The sequence below is a fragment of the Cystobacter fuscus genome, assembly GCF_002305875.1.
GTDB classification, from domain to species: domain Bacteria; phylum Myxococcota; class Myxococcia; order Myxococcales; family Myxococcaceae; genus Cystobacter; species Cystobacter fuscus_A.
In genome coordinates this window covers 7,037,475-7,054,361 of sequence record NZ_CP022098.1, presented here as the reverse complement: position 1 = coordinate 7,054,361, position 16,887 = coordinate 7,037,475, and the positions used below count along the sequence as shown (strand labels likewise).

The 16,887-nt window shown below is 70.6% G+C and carries 16 protein-coding genes; 11 read left to right on the top strand and 5 right to left on the bottom strand.

Features of this window, described 5'->3' with window-relative positions:
- Positions 1–18: 18 nt before the first annotated feature.
- The 3 genes from CYFUS_RS28720 to CYFUS_RS53070 form a co-directional block, all read right to left on the bottom strand.
- Positions 19–477 carry a YaiI/YqxD family protein gene (locus tag CYFUS_RS28720; protein ID WP_095992287.1) on the bottom strand — a complete coding sequence of 153 codons (459 nt, stop codon included), beginning with the start codon at positions 475–477 and terminating at the stop codon, positions 19–21.
- A gap of 35 nt (positions 478–512) precedes the next feature.
- Complete coding sequence (locus CYFUS_RS28715) at positions 513–2,063, bottom strand: ChaN family lipoprotein (protein ID WP_095988128.1); 1,551 nt, start codon at positions 2,061–2,063, stop codon at positions 513–515.
- Between the two features lie 112 nt (positions 2,064–2,175).
- Positions 2,176–2,436: a hypothetical protein gene (locus tag CYFUS_RS53070; protein WP_232536864.1), complete on the bottom strand. Its 261-nt coding sequence runs from the start codon at positions 2,434–2,436 to the stop codon at positions 2,176–2,178.
- A gap of 248 nt (positions 2,437–2,684) precedes the next feature.
- Here CYFUS_RS53070 and CYFUS_RS28710 point away from each other — a divergent pair, with 248 nt between their 5' ends.
- Both CYFUS_RS28710 and CYFUS_RS28705 read left to right on the top strand, forming a co-directional pair.
- Positions 2,685–4,979 (top strand): TonB-dependent receptor plug domain-containing protein, encoded by a 2,295-nt coding sequence (locus CYFUS_RS28710; protein WP_232536863.1) that lies wholly within the window; start codon positions 2,685–2,687, stop codon positions 4,977–4,979.
- Positions 4,979–5,815, top strand: coding sequence for a 5'-nucleotidase C-terminal domain-containing protein (locus CYFUS_RS28705; RefSeq protein ID WP_095988127.1), 837 nt, complete (start codon positions 4,979–4,981; stop codon positions 5,813–5,815). Before CYFUS_RS28710 ends, CYFUS_RS28705 begins: the two co-directional genes overlap by 1 nt.
- Before the next feature lie 27 nt (positions 5,816–5,842).
- Here the strand turns inward: CYFUS_RS28705 and CYFUS_RS28700 are convergent, their stop codons facing one another.
- Together CYFUS_RS28700 and CYFUS_RS28695 are read right to left on the bottom strand one after the other, a co-directional pair.
- Complete coding sequence (locus CYFUS_RS28700; protein WP_095988126.1) at positions 5,843–6,058, bottom strand: TIGR04563 family protein; 216 nt, start codon at positions 6,056–6,058, stop codon at positions 5,843–5,845.
- 5 nt (positions 6,059–6,063) lie between these two features.
- Positions 6,064–6,276 carry a TIGR04563 family protein gene (locus CYFUS_RS28695; RefSeq protein WP_002628981.1) on the bottom strand — a complete coding sequence of 71 codons (213 nt, stop codon included), beginning with the start codon at positions 6,274–6,276 and terminating at the stop codon, positions 6,064–6,066.
- A gap of 440 nt (positions 6,277–6,716) precedes the next feature.
- Between CYFUS_RS28695 and tilS the strand changes: the two genes are divergently transcribed.
- From tilS to CYFUS_RS28650, 9 genes are all read left to right on the top strand, one after another.
- Positions 6,717–8,090: a tRNA lysidine(34) synthetase TilS gene (gene tilS, locus CYFUS_RS28690; RefSeq protein ID WP_420042655.1), complete on the top strand. Its 1,374-nt coding sequence runs from the start codon at positions 6,717–6,719 to the stop codon at positions 8,088–8,090.
- Between the two features lie 182 nt (positions 8,091–8,272).
- A complete protein-coding gene (gene ftsH, locus CYFUS_RS28685; protein WP_095988124.1) occupies positions 8,273–10,192 on the top strand; it encodes an ATP-dependent zinc metalloprotease FtsH in 1,920 nt (639 codons plus the stop codon).
- Positions 10,193–10,291: 99 nt separating this feature from the next.
- A complete protein-coding gene (folP, locus tag CYFUS_RS28680; protein WP_095988123.1) occupies positions 10,292–11,521 on the top strand; it encodes a dihydropteroate synthase in 1,230 nt (409 codons plus the stop codon).
- 202 nt (positions 11,522–11,723) lie between these two features.
- A complete protein-coding gene (gene glmM, locus CYFUS_RS28675; RefSeq protein WP_095988122.1) occupies positions 11,724–13,118 on the top strand; it encodes a phosphoglucosamine mutase in 1,395 nt (464 codons plus the stop codon).
- 97 nt (positions 13,119–13,215) lie between these two features.
- On the top strand, positions 13,216–13,941 hold the full coding sequence (locus tag CYFUS_RS28670; protein ID WP_071902048.1) for a pyridoxine 5'-phosphate synthase: 726 nt from the start codon (positions 13,216–13,218) through the stop codon (positions 13,939–13,941).
- Between the two features lie 14 nt (positions 13,942–13,955).
- A complete protein-coding gene (gene acpS, locus CYFUS_RS28665) occupies positions 13,956–14,333 on the top strand; it encodes a holo-ACP synthase (protein ID WP_095988121.1) in 378 nt (125 codons plus the stop codon).
- A 5-nt stretch (positions 14,334–14,338) separates the two neighbouring features.
- Entirely contained in the window at positions 14,339–15,871 is a 1,533-nt protein-coding gene (locus CYFUS_RS28660) for an NAD(P)H-hydrate dehydratase (protein WP_095988120.1), read from the top strand.
- Positions 15,868–16,353 carry a tRNA (adenosine(37)-N6)-threonylcarbamoyltransferase complex ATPase subunit type 1 TsaE gene (tsaE, locus tag CYFUS_RS28655; protein WP_095992286.1) on the top strand — a complete coding sequence of 162 codons (486 nt, stop codon included), beginning with the start codon at positions 15,868–15,870 and terminating at the stop codon, positions 16,351–16,353. The genes CYFUS_RS28660 and tsaE overlap by 4 nt, the downstream gene beginning before the upstream one ends.
- A 113-nt stretch (positions 16,354–16,466) precedes the next feature.
- Complete coding sequence (locus tag CYFUS_RS28650; protein WP_157758707.1) at positions 16,467–16,883, top strand: hypothetical protein; 417 nt, start codon at positions 16,467–16,469, stop codon at positions 16,881–16,883.
- Positions 16,884–16,887: the final 4 nt, after the last annotated feature.

Sequence of the window (16,887 nt, the reverse complement as noted above, 5' to 3'; positions counted from 1 at the left end):
GGAAGAGGGGAGGGGCGTCTACGGTCGTGGCTTGTGCAGTCGCGCGAGCTCGCGGTCCAGGGCGGCGGCGAACTGCTGGCGGTCCTGTGGGGAGAAGCCACTGGGGCCGCCCGTCACCACGCCGCTCTCGCGCAGCTCCTGCATGAAGTTGCGCACGGACAGGCGCTCGGAAATGTTGTCCTCGGTGAACAGCTCGCCGCGGGGATCGAGCACGACGACGCCCTTGGGCACGAGCAGGGCCGCGAGCGGGATGTCCTGGGTGACGGCGAGATCGCCGGCCTGGGCCTGCTTCGCGATGTAGTTGTCCGCGGCGTCGAGCCCGCTGCCCACGCGCACGGAGGACACGAGCTCCGAGCGGGGCAGGGAGAGCGACTTGTTGGCCACGAAGACGATGGGGAGCCGCAAGCGCTGCGAGGCGCGCAAGAGGATGTCCCGCACGGGACCGGGACAGGCATCGGCATCCACCCAGAGTTTCATGTCGCCGCCCATCCTCTCACGTCTTCCGCACGTCTTCAGGAGGACAGGCGGCGCACCCACTGGAAGTAGGTGGCGCGCGGGTCCTCGAGGGGATCCCGGAACAGGGCGCGCACCTCGGCGCGCTCGACCCGGCCCGCCTCGAAGCCCTGGTAGAGCGCATCGCCCAGCAGGTAGCCCAGTGCGTGGCTGACGCCATGGAAGAGCCGATCCTTGCGCAGGGGCAGGAGCTTCACCGCCTCGTCCGGCACCTCCACCTCGGCCGCCTTGTGCGCGAGCACGAACGCGGCGATCTGCCGCTCCACGCCCCGGGCCTGGCCAAAGCGCAGGGCCCACTCGCCGGCCCCCACGCAGACGCGCCGGGGGTTCACCAGCTTCGAGCCGAAGAAGCCCAGCGCCTCTTCCACGCAGCGCGCGTAGAAGGCATCCGAGGCCCGGCGCGGCGCCTCCATGGCGTCGCCCACGGCGCAGTGCCGCACGAAGTGCGCCGCCTCCTCGGCCGCGTGGTTGAGGGAGAGCGACGCCAGGTAGGCCGTGCGCGCCCGGGGGATGTAGTAGCTCTCGCGCGAGAGGATGTAGCGGCGCAGCTGCACGAGTTCACCTTGCGTGAAGCGGCCCCGCTGCTGGATGCGCTCGAGTGCGTCCCCGTCCGCCGCCGTCACCACCTCGGCCTCGTCCAGCCAGCGCCCCACCGGCACGCCCGCGAGCCGTCCGATGAGGCCCGCCATCTCCCGGAAGCGCTCGGCGGCGCCGCGCTCGCGCAGGGGCGAGTCCCCCGACTCGGCCTCGAGGTAGTCCAGGAAGCTCTGCTGGCACACCACGGGTGAGGCGTTGAGCAGGCACAGCGCCCCATCCGCCAGCTCCACCGCCTGCGCCGCGCCCACCTTGCCCTCGCGGGCGAGCCGCCAGTAGACGCCCTCGGCGTTCTGGTACACCACGAGCCCCTTGAGGCCGTGCGCCTCGCCGAGTGCCCGCTCCACCTGGGCGGGGAGGTGGCAGGGCGCCACGTGGTACTGGCCCACGAGCACCACCACCCGGGGGGAATCCTCGGCCCGAAGGGCTCGGGCGATGCGCTCGGCCGCGTACGCGTCCCGGAGTTCGAGGGAGCGCTCTCCCTGGGCGCGGCGGTCGATGCCCACCACGGGCAGGCGGTGGCGCCGGGCGTAGGCGAGCAGCGTGCGCGCCCCGGACCAGGCACCTTGTCCCGCGCCGAGTCCCAGGCGGGAGAGCAGGGCGCGCTCGGTGAGGCGTCCGGCCAGGTACGCGTCGACGGATGCCTGGTGCCGGCCCTCCACGCACTCGAGCGCGAGCACCACCCGGCGGCCCGCCTCCCGGACGCCCTCCACGAGGTTCAGGTAGGTCTCCTGCGCGAGCGGCAGCGTATGGTAGTCGCCCACGTAGATGACGTCCGCGGCGCGCACCTGCTGGGAGACGGCGTGGGCGGAGAGGAGCTGGCGGTAGTCGGAGGTCCGCCGGCGGTAGCGGGCCTCGTAGGCGCGAAAGGCCGCCGACTGTCCTTCGACGACCCGGGCGATCTGGGCCTTCTGACGACGGAACAGGGCGAGGTGGAGGGCGAGCGACGCGCGCATGGGCGGTCACCACTCGCACGCACCCGAGGGGCCGGCAAAAATTCAGCGACCGTGTCCCCCTTCCTTGACGCGTCCGGGCCCACGGTGGACGATCCGAGTCCCCGTGGCCTGCTCACGCCCCCGCTCCATCCTCCTCGCGCTCGTGCTGCTCGTGGCGCTGCCCGTCCACTCGCAGGAGAAGTCGTCCCTGCTTCACAATCCCCCGGAGCAGGCGGAAGCCGGCCAGGCCCTGGTGGTGGATGGTGTGCTCACCGGCACCCAGCGCATCCTCCGCGTGGTGCTGCGCTACCGCGGCTCCGGCGAGCCCTACACCGAGGCGCCCATGGAGTTGCAGTACGGCGACCTCTACCGGGGAACCATTCCGGGCACGCACCTGGCCGCTCCCGGGGTCGAGTACTACGTGGAGGGCTTCACTCCCGGTGGAGAGCGGGTGCCGCTCTTCAAGAGCGCCACGCGTCCGGCCCGGGTACTCGTCGAGGGCGCGGAGCCTCCGGCCCGAGGGCCGCCCCTGTCGTCCCGGACGCCCCCGGAACCGGCAGCCCCCCGCGTCCGCCCCCCGCTCCCCGTGCCCCCGAGCCCGCGAAGTCCGCACGCAAGCCCGAGCCCTCCAAGCCCGAGCCCGTGCGCAAGGCCGAGCCGGCCCGGACGTCCGAATCCGATGACGCCATGGCGGCGCTCAACGCCGAGCTGCCCGCGGACTCGGAATCGGCCGCCACCCCCCCGGCCCCGGAGCGGCCCGCGCGCCCGCTTCCTCCCGAGCCCGCGCCCGTCGAGTCGGCGCGCTCGCAGATGGAGGAGGATCTGGCGCTCTACACCGCCGAGGACACGCTGGCGCTGGCCACGCGGCACGAGGAGTCGGTGAAGAAGGTGCCCGCCATCGCCGCCTCGTTCGGGCGCGAGCAGATCCGCTCGCTCGGGGCGCGCACGGTAGCGGACGTGCTGGACGTGGTGCCCGGGCTTTCCATCAGCCGCGACGTCCAGGGCTTCTACCGCACGGCCGTGCGCGGCCTGCGCAACGACGCCGAGGTGCTCTTCCTGCTCAACGGCCACCGGCTCAACAACTTCTTCGACGGCAAGGCGCTGATGAACCTGCCGGTGGAGAACCTCGAGCGCATCGAGGTCATCCGGGGTCCGGGCTCGTCGCTGTATGGCGCGGGGGCCTTCCTGGGCGTGGTGAACCTCGTCACGCAGCGCGAGGAAGGCCTGTTCTCCTCCGCCTCGGTGGGCGGAGTGCCCAAGAAGGTGGAGCAGGGCCTCGCGCCCGCCGCGGATCTCCACCTCTCGGGTGCCCTCGGCCTGGATCGCCTCAAGCTCTTCGGGGACGGGGACGTCTGGTACCAGGAGGGGGGCTCGACGGCCGTCGAGAAGGACGCGCTCGACGCGGACACGCTCGCGCAGAAGCTGCGCGAGCCGTTGGATCCCGCCGGCTACACCCATGATGACCGCTTCCTGCTCAACCTCGGCCTGGGCGCCGAGTACGCGATCTCCTCGCGCAACCGCCTCACCGCGTCCGTGCGGGTGATGTCCGAGAACCGCGCCGCGCTCCTGGGCCTGTTCGACACCATGGGTCCGGACTCGCGCCTCAAGTGGCTGATGCTGCTGGGCGACATCACCTACGAGCGCCAGGTGAGCGAGCAGATGCGGGTGCGCGCGCGCCTGTCCGCGGATCGGCAGTACACGGACCGGCTCTTCCAGATCGGCCCGGACAACTTCCGCACCGGCCCGGATGACCGCACCCAGCTCTTCCCCGAGGGCATGCTCGAGCAGACGCTCGTCACGGTGAGCACCCTGGGCGCCAGCGTGGACGCGGACCTGTCGCTCTTCGAGGGCAACCGCCTGTCCTTCGGCGCGGTGGGGGAGCTGCAGACGCTGGACGACTACTCCTACCTCACCAACTACACCTCCGACAGCCGCCTGCGTGGCGAGCTGGCGCCGCCGACGGGGCTCGTGGACATCCAGGACATCGCCCAGGGCGCGGCCTCGCGGCGGTTGGCGTTCGGTGCCTTCGTGCAGGACCAATGGACGGTGGTGGAGCCGCTCACGCTCACCCTCGGGTTGCGCGCGGACGTGACCGAGTTGCCCCTGGTGGACACGGACAGCCTCGCCATCACCGGCACGCACCTGGTGACGAGCCTCAATCCCCGCGCGGGGCTGGTCTTCTCGGTCACCGACTCGCTCGTGCTCAAGCTGCTCTACGGCCGGGCCTTCCGTCCGCCCACGCTCCAGGAGCTGCTCGAGCAGATCCCCAACACCTACTACAACCAGGGCCGCTTCGAGGGGAACCCGAGCCTGCAGCCCGCCGTGGTGGACACGATCGAGCTGGGCGCGGACCTCGTCCAGACGGCGGGCGAGGCGCGCGTGCGCCTGCGCGGCAACGCCTTCTACGAGGGCTTCTCCCATCCCATCGCCGCCGTGGACACCTCGGGCAACATCGTCCCGGTGCGCAACCGCGAGCTGGGCGTGCGCGTGTACGGCGTGGAGGGCGAGGCTCGGCTGGAGGCCAGCAAGCGCGCCACCGCCTGGGTCAACGCGAGCCTCTTCCGCGCCGAGGATCTGGAGCTGCCCGCCAACCACCTCTACCTCACCGACACCCCCCAGGCGCGCTTCAACGCCGGCATCTCCATGCCCATTGGAGACATCATCAACTTCGATCTCGTGGTGCGCGCGGGCGCCGAGCGGCGCAACAACACGCGCTCGGTGCTGGAGCTGGTGCGCCGCTACCGGATCCCCGCCTACAACCTCATCACCGCGCAGGTGCGCACCGAGCCCATCGCCGATCACTTCGAGCTGACGCTGCTGGTGCAGAACGTCTTCGACTTCGACCTGCGCGATGATGTGCCCCGTCCGGACCGCATCCCCAACCTGCTTCCCCGTGAGGGCTTGTCCGCCTTCCTGACCTTGAGGGCCCACCTGTGATGTCCCGACCGTTCTCCGTCGCGCTGCTGGCGTTGGCCCTGGCTCCGGGCCTGGGCTGCCTGCGCTACAACGATCAGTGCCAGCCCCTGGTGGAGGAGCCCGAGACGGTCCTCGGCTACCTGGGCCAGGACGTCTATCTGGACCGCATCTACACGCGGCATGACAACCATGCGCTCGGGCAGCTCGCCGCGGACGCGCTGCGCCACGCCGAGGATGGCTCCCGGGCCCCCGCGCACCTGGGCATCATCAACGGAGGCGCGCTCCGGGCCGAGGGCCTGTGCGTCACCCGCACGTCCATCCCCAAGGGGCCGCTGAAGAATGGCCTCCTGCACGAGGTGATGCTCTTCGAGAACTCCGTGGTGACGGTGGACCTCACCGAGAAGCAGCTCGTGGCCATGTTCGAGCACTCGGTGGAGGGACTGTCGCCGGCGGGCCAGCCCATCCTCGCGCCCTCGGGCGCCTTCCTGCAGGTGTCCGAGGACGTCAAGCTGCGCGTGGACTGCTCGCGCCCGGTGGGACAGCGCGTGCAGGAGCTGAGCGTGAGCGGCCGGGCGGTGCCCTTGCCCCCGCGGGACAACGCTCCGTACTACCGGGTGGCCATGTCGTCGTTCCTGGCGCTGGGCGGAGACGGCTACGGCACCATCTTCAAGGACGCGGCCTCCGACGTGGCGCGCAACCCCGTCACGGCGAGCTCGTCCGAGGGCCGGACCACGGACGTGACCCTCACCGTGGCCTGGATGCGCGGCCAACATGCCGAGCAGAAACCCCCCTTGTACGAGGAGGAGCGCGTCGTCTTCGAGAACTGCGCGAAACCCTCCCGGCCCGTGGTGCGCTAGCTCCGGGCCGGGAAGGGTGCTGGGGGACTACGTCCCGTCCGACGTGCCGTCGGGGCGGGGCGGCGGGGCGCCGAAGACATCGTTGGGCGAGGGCATCTTGCGCAGATCGCCCCGGGCCACCTTCCAGGCCTGTTGGACGATCCACGACAGCGAGCGATCCTGCCGCGTCGCCTCGCGCTGGATTTCATCCAGCATGTCTTCGGGGAAGTAGAGGCTTTGTTTTCGATGATCAGTAGCGGCCATGGCCCTTAGGACCTTCCTTCCTCACGTGGGTCCTGCCGCTCGTCACCCGTCACGTCGTTGACGGCGGGGAACGACTTGATGCGGTCACGAGCGATCTTCCAGGCCTGCTGGACGACCCACGAGAGCGAACGGTCCTGGCGGTTGGCTTCCTCCTGGATCTCCTTGAGCATCTCCTCGGGGAAGTAGAGGGACTGCTTGCGCTTGTCGGTGCCTGCCATCCTGGGTCTCCGGAACGGATACGAGGTGACGACCTGAACACACTGGAGCCGTTATCCGACAGACCTCCTGACGGGTCAACGGTTTCGGCGTGTGTCCCCACCGTATGCCGCCGGGTATTCCGCGTGTGCGAAAAAAGCCCGCGAAAAGAGAACGCCCCGGATCCTGGCAGGCAGGATCCGGGGCGTTCCGGAAAGAAGGACCGCCAGGACGTGTCCCAGCGGCCCCGTGGGCCCAGAGGGGGAGGGGGGGGACCCCTAGGCCCAACTCCGTTGAAAATCCATCAGTGTAACCCTTCGAGTCGCTCGGCCATTCCGCCCCCGCCCTCTTTTCCCCGACCGTCGCGACCCCCAGGAAGAGCATAAGAATCGACTTCGGCTGCTTCAACCGGCCGCATCTGGTGTAACCCGGCCCGCGCGATTCCGATTCCCTCGCGTGTTCGATGCCGGTCATGGGTGAAACGAGCCTCTTGTTTTCGCGAAACCTCGCGGGGTGCTACCGCCAGCTCGGTCTGGAGGGAGGCTCGGTGCTGCTGGCCGTCTCGGGGGGAGCGGACTCGTGCGCCCTGCTGGTGGGAACGGCGCTCGTGCGCGAGGCGCTGTCGCTGCGGGTGGAGGTGGCCACGCTCGACCACGGTCTGCGGCCCGAGGCCCGGCGGGACACCGAGGCGGTCGTCCGGCTGGCGGCCGGGTGGGGGCTGCCGTGTCATGTCCGCGAGCTGGGTCTGCGGCGGGGTCCGGGGGTGGAGGAGCGGGCCCGGCACGCCCGCTACGCGGCGCTGGAGGCGTTGCGGCGCGAGCGGGGGTTGGGGGCGGTGGCCACGGCGCACACGGCGACGGACCAGGCCGAGACGCTGCTCATGCGGCTGTCGCGAGGCACCGCCCTGCGCGGCGCCATCGGCATCCACCGGGCGCGCGCCGCGCTCGTCCGTCCGCTCATCGAGCGCACGCGCGAGGAGGTGGAGGCATTCCTCGCCGAGCAGGGCACGGGCTTCGTGCACGACAGCATGAACGAGGACAGGGCCTTTCTCCGGGCGCGGCTGAGGCACGAGCTGCTGCCCGCGCTCTCCGCGGCCGTGGGCTTCTCCGTGGTGCCACACCTGGCGGCCTTCACCCGCCTGGCGGCCGAGGACGAGGCGCTGCTGGCCCGCATGGCCGAGGAGGCCTGGGATCGGCTGGTGCTGCCGGAGGGGAGTCTGGACGCGGTGGGCGTGCGCGCCCTGGAGCCCGCGCTGCGCCGCCGGGTGCTCGTCCGCCTGATGACCGCGGCGGGGGCGGAGGTGGATGGGCCCTCGCTCGCCCGGGTGCTGGACGCCGTGGCGGACGGGGGGACGGTGACGCTGCGCGGAGGGTACGTGCCGGGGGGCCTCCAGCTCCTGGCCATGGGGGGACGCGTGCGCTGCGTGCGCCGGGAGGGGTCAGCGGACGAGGCCGCGGCCTGCCTGGTCCTGGACGGAGAGGGGAGCGAGGGCGTGCAGCCCGGAACGCAATGGCACTTCGGGGTGGGGTCCGGGACACCGCCCCCGGGGGCGCTCGCCCTGTCCCTGAGGGAGGAGACCCGGTGGCCGCTCACGGTGAGGACGCGTCGCGCCGGGGATCGGGTGCGCGGTCCCGCCGGCTCCCGGAAGCTGCAGGACGTGCTGGTGGACGGCCGCGTTCCCCGCGAGCACCGGGACCGGGTGCCGGTCGTCACGGACGCCAGGGGGAGTGTGCTCTGGGTACCAGGGGTGTGGAATTCGCCGGACGCGGGCGCTGTACGGCTGTATCTCTGGGCACTGCCTCCTGGCACGGGCATGCCCGGGGGCTGTGCGTTATAGAGTCGGACACTTCGGGGGCGTGCCAGAAGAGGAACCCCCAAAATAGTTGAGGCGTTTTTGTTGTTGCTGTTACCGTCAGATACACGGGCAATACGCCCGGTGTCGTGACAACCGGTCGGAAGTGTTGGGCTTTTCCGTCCGTGCCCACCACTGCCGCCGAGCACCGAAAGGGCTGCTGCCACGTGCGTTCGACTTACAAAACCATCGGCCTCTGGGTCATCCTGATCGTCCTCTTCGTCGCCTTCTACAACTTCTTCAACACCAACGGCGTGCAGGTGGAGGAACCGACCTTCACCCAGTTCCTCGCCAAGGTGGAGGACAAGAAGGTCCGCGAGGTGTCGGTCAAGGGAAATACCTACACGGGGAAGTTCTCCGACTCGCAGACGGACTTCCGTACCACTGGCCCCGCCCCGGACGCGGCCATCCTCGAGCAACTGCGCAAGAACGACGTGGACGTGAAGTACGAGCGCGAGGAGCAGAACAGCCTCTGGCTGACCGTGCTCGGTCAGTGGATGCCCGTCGTCTTCCTGTTCCTCTTCTTCATCTTCTTCATGCGCCAGCTGCAGGGCGGTAGCGGCAAGGCGATGACGTTCGGCAAGTCCAAGGCGCGGCTGCTCAACGAGAGCCACAACAAGATCACCTTCGCGGACGTGGCCGGCGCGGACGAGTGCAAGGAGGAGCTCGAGGAGATCGTCGCCTTCCTCAAGGATCCCAAGAAGTTCACCAAGCTGGGCGGCCGCATTCCCAAGGGCGTGCTGATGATGGGCCCGCCGGGAACGGGCAAGACGCTGCTGGCTCGCGCGGTGGCGGGCGAGGCGGGCGTGCCCTTCTTCTCCATCTCCGGCTCGGACTTCGTGGAGATGTTCGTCGGCGTGGGCGCCAGCCGCGTGCGCGACCTGTTCGAGCAGGGCAAGAAGAACGCCCCGTGCATCATCTTCATCGACGAGATCGACGCCGTGGGCCGTCACCGTGGCGCGGGCCTGGGCGGCGGACACGACGAGCGCGAGCAGACGCTCAACCAGCTCCTCGTGGAGATGGACGGCTTCGAGTCCAACGAGGGCGTCATCCTCATCGCCGCCACCAACCGTCCGGACGTGTTGGACCCGGCGCTGCAGCGTCCCGGCCGCTTCGACCGGCGCATCGTGGTGCCGCGCCCCGACCTCAAGGGCCGCCTGGGCGTGCTCAAGGTGCACACCCGCCGCGTGCCGCTCGCTCCCGAGGTGGAGCTGGAGGTCATCGCCCGCGGTACCCCCGGCATGACGGGCGCGGACCTGGAGAACCTCGTCAACGAGTCGGCGCTGATGGCCGCGCGGCAGAACAAGGAGCGCGTGGACCTGAGCGACTTCGAGGCCGCCAAGGACAAGGTCTTCATGGGCCCCGAGCGCAAGTCCATGATCATGACCGAGAAGGAGAAGCGGAACACCGCCGTGCACGAGGCGGGTCACGCGATCATCGCCAAGCTCTTGCCCGGCTGCGATCCGCTCCACAAGGTCACCATCATCCCGCGCGGCCAGGCCCTGGGTCTCACCTGGAGCCTGCCCACCGAGGACAAGGTCAACGGCTACAAGAAGCAGATCCTCGATCAGATCTCCATGGCCATGGGCGGTCGCATCGCCGAGGAGCTCATGTTCAACGAGATGAGCTCGGGCGCCTCCAACGACATCGAGCGTGCCACGGAGACGGCGCGCGCCATGGTGTGCCGCTGGGGCATGAGCGAGAAGCTGGGGCCCCTGGCCTTCGGCAAGAGCGACGGTGAGGTGTTCCTCGGCCGCGACTTCAACTCGAGCAAGGACTACTCCGAGGAGACCGCGCGGCTCATCGACGCCGAGGTGCGCAGCATCGTGATGGGCTGCTACGAGCGCGGCAAGGCGGTGCTCACCGAGAACCTCGAGGGCCTCAAGCGCGTCACCGACGCCCTGGTGGAGTACGAGACGCTGGACGCCGAGGACGTGAACATCCTCCTGCAGGGCGGACAGCTCACGCGCGAGCGCCCGCCGCCCCGCGTCATGGCCCCGCCCACCAAGTCCACCGAGAAGAAGGACAAGCGGAAGATCCTCGACGCGCTCGAGGGACTGCCCAACATGGAGCCGAACAAGGCCTGAAGCCGCGGCCCTCCGCTCAGGTAGAACCCAGGCCCTCTCCACCCACGTGGGGAGGGCCTTCGTCTTTTTCTCGCGCGTCCCGCCGGAGCCGCTCCGCCCATGATTCGAGCCCGTCCCGTCCGCCTCGATCGCCCCGCCGACCTCGAGCCCGCCCTGCTGCGCCTCGGGCTGTCCCCCTCCGCCCGCGAGGAGCTGCGCGAGAAGGTGTCCGCGCTGCACGTACTGCTCACGGGACTCGAGCGCGAGCAGGGCCGTGTGCTCACGGACCTCCTGGCCGGCCGCACCCGCCCGGGGCACGAGGAGTACCCCTCGTGGGTCGAGGGAGAGCCACGCACCCGGCCCGGCACGGGGCTGCTCTCCGGAAGGAAGGAGCAGTTCGAGCGCATGATGGCTCGTGCCCGGGAGCGGACGGAGCTGGCCGGACTCGTCGACGCCGTGGCGCGCCTGCTGGAGAGCACGAGGCCCCCGGCGCCGCTGACGCTCGGGAGGCGCACCTTCACCTTCGGCGCGCGCACCCACGTCATGGGCGTGGTGAACGTCACCCCGGACAGCTTCTCCGACGGAGGGCGCTACCTGCGCGCCGAGGACGCCGTGGCCCACGGGCTGCGGCTGGCCGAGGCGGGCGCGGACGTGCTGGACGTGGGCGCGGAGACCACGCGGCCCGGCTCCGCCCCCGTGCCCGCCGAGGAGCAGCTCGCTCGGTTGCTGCCCGTCATCGAGGGGCTGCGCGTCCGCACGGACGTGCCACTCTCCGTGGACACCACCCTGGCGGCGGTGGCGCGCGAGGCGCTGCGCGCGGGCGTGGTGCTCGTCAACGACATCAGCGGGTTCCGGTTCGATCCGGAGCTGCCCCGGGTGACGGCCGAGGCGGGCGCGGCCTGCTGTCTCATGCACATTCAAGGCACCCCCGAGACCATGCAGCTCGCCCCCCACTACGAGGACGTGGTGGACGAGGTGCTCGCCTTCCTGGAGGAGGGCGTGGCGCGGGCCGTGGCGGCGGGCATTCCGCGCGAGCGCGTGCTGGTGGACCCCGGCATCGGCTTTGGCAAGACGCTGGGGCACAACCTCTTCCTGCTCAGACGCCTGGGGGAGCTGCGCGTGCTGGGCCTGCCCGTCCTGGTGGGCACCAGCCGCAAGAGCTTCCTGGGGAAGCTGGCGGGAGGTCGTCCGGTGGATCAGCGGCTGGCGGCGACCCTGGGCTCGGTGGCCACCGTGGCCGCCGCGGGAGACGCGGACTTCGTCCGGGTCCACGACGTGACCGAGGCCCGGGATGCTCTCGCCGTGGTGGACGCCGTGCGTGGGGCGCTGGAGGGCGGCTCGCTCTACTAGAGGGCGACGCGGGCCCACCATGAACGAGAAGGTGTGACCCGTACCGACCACCCTGAAGTGCCAGTCCATCTTCTGGGGTCGCACGCTTGTCCAGGGAACTTCCACTCCCTAGCTTCGGGCTCGTGGAGGGCGCGCTATAAGCCCTCTGGCGTGGGCGGTCCGGCCCGCGTGGCCGGCCAGGGAAAGGTGGAGCGGTAATTTTATGGCGTACAGGATGAACATGCCCCCGAATGAAGAGAGGGCGTCGCAGCGACTGTTCGGCACGGATGGAGTCCGCGGTGTCGCCAACGTCTACCCGATGACGGCGGAAGTCGCGATGCAGCTGGGCCGCGCACTGGCCCATCTCATCCGCAATGGACCCCACCGCCACCGCGTCATCATCGGCAAGGACACGCGCCTGTCGGGTTACATGCTGGAGCAGGCGCTCGCCGCGGGGCTCATCTCCATGGGCGTGGACGTGGACCTGGTGGGTCCGCTGCCCACTCCGGGCATCGCCAACCTCACCACCTCCATGCGGGCCGACGCGGGCGCCGTCATCTCCGCCTCCCACAACCCGTACCAGGACAACGGCATCAAGTTCTTCTGGCGCGACGGCTTCAAGCTGCCGGACGAGACCGAGGCGAAGATCGAGGAGCTGGTGGCCAGTGGCGCCATCGACTCCATCCGCCCCACGGCGACCAAGATTGGCCGGGCCTTCCGCCTGGAGGACGCGCGCGGCCGCTACATCGTCTTCCTCAAGACGACCTTCCCGCGCGAGCTGACGCTCGAGGGGCTCACCGTGGTCGTCGATTGCGCCAATGGCGCCGCCTACAAGACGGCCCCCGCGGTGCTCGAGGAGCTGGGCGCCAAGGTCATCACCCTGGGCGTGCAGCCGGACGGCAAGAACATCAACCACAAGTGCGGCGCGCTCCACCCGGAGAACCTCGCCAGGTGCGTGGTGAAGAACGGGGCCCACCTGGGCATCGCGCTGGATGGCGACGCCGACCGCCTCATCGTCGTGGACGAGAAGGGCCAGGTCGTGGATGGCGACGCCATCATGGCCATCTGCACGGGCGAGCTCGTCACGCGCAAGGAGCTCAAGAAGAAGACGCTCGTGGCCACGGTGATGAGCAACGTCGGCCTGGAGCGCGCGGTGGCCAACTACGGCGTCAAGGTGGTGCGCACCAAGGTGGGTGACCGCTACGTCGTCGAGGAGATGCGCAAGAACGGCTACAACCTGGGGGGCGAGCAGAGCGGCCACCTCATCTTCTCCGACCACACCACCACGGGTGATGGCACCCTGGCGGCGCTCCAGTTGCTCGCCGTGATGTGCCGGCAGCAGAAGCCGGTGAGCGAGCTGGCCTCCATCTTCCAGCCCGTGCCCCAGACGCTGCTCAACGTGGTCGTCAAGAACAAGCGCGAGCTGGGCGAGCTGCCCTCGGTGATGAGGGCCATCCAGGACGTGGAGAAGAAGCTGGGCAAGGAGGGCCGGGTGCTGGTGCGCTTCTCCGGGACCGAGCCCAAGGCCCGTGTCCTCATCGAGGGCACGGACGCCACGCGCAACGAGCAGTACGCGCAGCAGATCGCCCAGGAGCTGTCCGCGGCGCTCAACGGTTGACATCCAAGTCCCGGGCCGCGAATAGAAGGGCGCGCGCCCGGGCGGAAGCGGTGTAGGACTCCCGCCCGGTGTGCCCTCGCGAGGGAGAGCGGCCGACATGGGACAGCGACTGGGTGTGAATGTGGACCACGTGGCGACGCTGCGGCAGGCGCGTCGCGTGTCGTATCCGGATCCGGTGACGGCCGCCGCCCTGGCCGAGCTGGCCGGCGCCGGGCAGATCACCATCCACCTGCGCGAGGACCGGCGCCACATCCAGGAGCGCGACCTGCGCATCCTGCGCGAGACGGTGCAGACGCTGCTCAACCTGGAGATGGCGGCCACCCAGGACATGGTGAAGATCGCCTACGAGCACAAGCCGGACGTGGTGACGCTCGTGCCCGAGCGGCGCGAGGAGCTCACCACCGAGGGCGGCCTGGAGGTCAACGGCCAGAAGGACGCGCTCGCCAAAACCATCAAGAACCTCAAGGACGGGGAGATCACCGTCTCGCTGTTCATCGATCCGGACCTGGATCAGGTGCGCGCCTCCCACAAGGTGAACGCGGACCGGATTGAATTGCACACCGGGCGCTACTGCGAGGCGCGCAACGAGCGCGAGCGCGAGCGCGAGTTCAGCCGCATCGTGGACGCGGCCAAGGCGGGTGCGCGGCTGGGCATGGGCGTGGCCGCGGGCCATGGGCTCAACTACGACAACGTGCGCGCCATCGCGCGCATCCAGGAGATCGACGAGCTGAACATCGGCCATGCCATCGTCGCGCGCGCCGTGCTCGTGGGCTTCGAGCGCGCGGTGCGCGAGATGCTCGAGCTGATGCGCAACCCGGGCTAGGGCGAGCGCGCGCCATGGCGATCATCGGCCTGGGGTTGGACATCTGCTCGGTGGCCCGCATCCAGCGCATCCTGGACGGAGCCCGCGCCGAGCGCTTCCTCGAGCGCGTGTACACGCCGGCCGAGCGCGAGCTGTGCGACGCGCGCTCGGACAAGGCGAGCGCCTACGCGGCACGCTTCGCCGCCAAGGAAGCACTCATCAAGGCCCTGGGCGCGCCCAAGGGCCTCACCTGGCACGACATGGAAGTGGTGCGCGCGGGCGGTCCCCCGGGCTTCCGCCTGTCGGGCGTGGCGCGCGTGGAGATGGAGAAGCGGCGCGCGGAGGCCTTCCTCGCGCTCACCCATGACGCGGGCGTCGCCGCCGCCACCGTGGTCCTGCAAGAGAGGAGCTGAACGTCATGCGCCGAGTCCTCACCGCCGAGCGGATGCGCGCGGCCGACCGCGCCGCCGGAGACCACTTCGGCATGCCGTCCCCGTTGTTGATGGAGAACGCCGGACGGGAGCTGGCGGAGGTGGCCCGGGAGCTCGGCTCGCCGGGCGGGCGCTTCCTCGTCGTGTGCGGACCTGGCAACAACGGTGGCGACGGGCTGGTGGCGGCTCGCCTGCTCCATGCCTGGGGCCGACGGGTGACGCTGGTGCTCGTGGGTCCCCGGGACAAGCTCACGCCGGACTCCCAGCGCAACCTGCTCGCCCTGGGGCCCTCGGGTCTCGAGCCCCAGGCACTCGGGGCGGTGGAGGAGCCGCGGGTGGGGGACGTGGTGGTGGATGCCATCTTCGGCACCGGGCTCACCCGGCCTCCCAGCGGGGAGTTCGCCAAGGCGATCGAGCACGTGCGTCGCTGGCGCGCGGCGGGGGCGAAGGTGGTGGCCGCGGACGTGCCCTCGGGGCTGCACTCGGACACGGGAGTGCCCTTCGAGCCCTGCGTGGAGGCGGATGCCACCGTCACCTTCGGCTTCCTCAAGCAGGGGCAGGTGCTGGAGCCCGGCGTCACGCTGTGCGGCGAGGTGCGGTGCGTGGACATCGGCATTCCCGCCGACGCCGTCGAGGCCCAGGCGGGCGCGGAGGTCTTCCTCGTCGAGGAGGCCGATGCCCGGGGTGCAATCGCCCCGCGCCGCTCGGACACCCACAAGGGCACCTACGGGCACGTGCTGGTGGTGGCCGGCAGCCTGGGCAAGTCCGGGGCGGCGGCCCTGAGCGCGTTGAGCGCCCTGCGCGCAGGGGCGGGGCTCGTCACCGTGGCCACGCGTGCCCAGGTGGTGGAGTCGGTGCTCGGCCATGCTCCCGAGCTGATGGGCTGGCCCCTGGAGGATCGCGGTCCCCTGGGGCGGGCGGACCTGGAGTCCCTGCTCGCCGCGGCGGAGCAGAAGGACGCGCTCGTGGTGGGCCCTGGCATCCCTCGCGGCGAGGAGACGGCGGCGCTGCTCGGCGAGCTGCTCGAGCGCGTGGACGTGCCCGTGGTGCTGGACGCGGACGCGCTCAACGCCGTCTCCACGGACCTGGGGGTGCTGCGCCGGGCCAGGGGGCCCGTGGTGCTCACGCCCCACCCGGGCGAGATGTCGCGGCTGTCCGGCCTGCCCACGAAGGAGCTGCAGAAGGATCGGGTGAAGGTGGCGCGGGACTTCGCGCGCACGCACGGGGTGACGCTCGTGCTCAAGGGGGCGCGCACGCTCATCGCCCACGCGGATGGCACCGTGTACGTCAACCCCACGGGCAATCCGGGCATGGCCACCGGCGGCACGGGGGACGTGCTGAGCGGCGTGCTGGGCGCCCTGCTCGCCCAGGGCCTGAAGCTCCCCGAGGCCGCCTGGACGGCCGTGTATGCGCACGGGCTGGCGGGAGATCTGGCCGCCGGGCGGCGGGGCCGGCTGGGCCTCATCGCCTCGGACGTGGTGAAGGGGCTGTGCTCGGTGTGGACGCGGTGGGAGCGATGAGCGTGCCCACGCTGAGCCACACGGTGCGCTCGGGCTCGCCCGAGGAGACCCACGGCCTGGGCGTGCGGCTCGGGCGGTTGCTCCAGCCGGGGGACTTCGTGGGGCTGGTGGGCGATCTCGGCGCGGGCAAGACGCACCTGGTGCGTGGCGTGGCCGAGGGCGCCGGGGTGGAGCGCTCGCAGGTGGCGAGCCCCACCTTCGCCATCGTCTACCCCTACCAGGGGCGATTGACGCTCTACCACGCGGACCTCTACCGGCTGGCCGACTACGACGAGCTGTACGCCACGGGCTTCCTGGACATGGTGGGTGGCGACGGCGCGCTGCTGGTGGAGTGGTTGGATCGCATCCCCGAGGCCGCGCCGCGCGAGTACCTGCGGCTCACCCTGCGCGAGGTGGGCGAGGAGTCCCGCGAGCTGGTGGCCGAGGCCTGGGGCGCGCGGCCCGCCGGCTTGCTGAAGGACTGGTTGCTGGCCGAGCGCTGACCGGGCAACACGGAGGGGGTCCGGGGGTTCGTGCAGCGGACAACAGATGGGCGGGCCGTGCCCTCCGCGGCGAGGGGTTGGCATATCCTGCGCCCATGAACCCCTGCCACGCCGTGAAGTGGTTCTTGCTCATCCCGCTCGCCAGTGTGGTGCTGATGGGGTGTGGCGCCATCGAGCCTCCGCCTCAGGAGTACCCCCACGCCACCGTCACCTTCGACGTGACGGTCCCCGACGGGACACCGTCCGACGCCGTCATCACCGTCCTGGGCTCGCATGCCTCGCTCGGTGGGAACGTGGCCCCGGGCTTCTACCTGCGCCGCCAGACCAACGGGCACTACACGGGGATGGTGCGCCTCGCGGTGGACGCGGAGGTGTCCTACACGCTCTGGCGGGAGGACGTCTGGACGCCGGAGCTGTCCTCGGAGGGCACGCCCGTGCCGCTCCGCTCCTTCCGGGTGACGGGGGACATGACGGTGAACGCCCAGATCGCCCGCTGGGGGACGCCGCTCCAGGGTCCTCCCTCTCCCTAGGGAG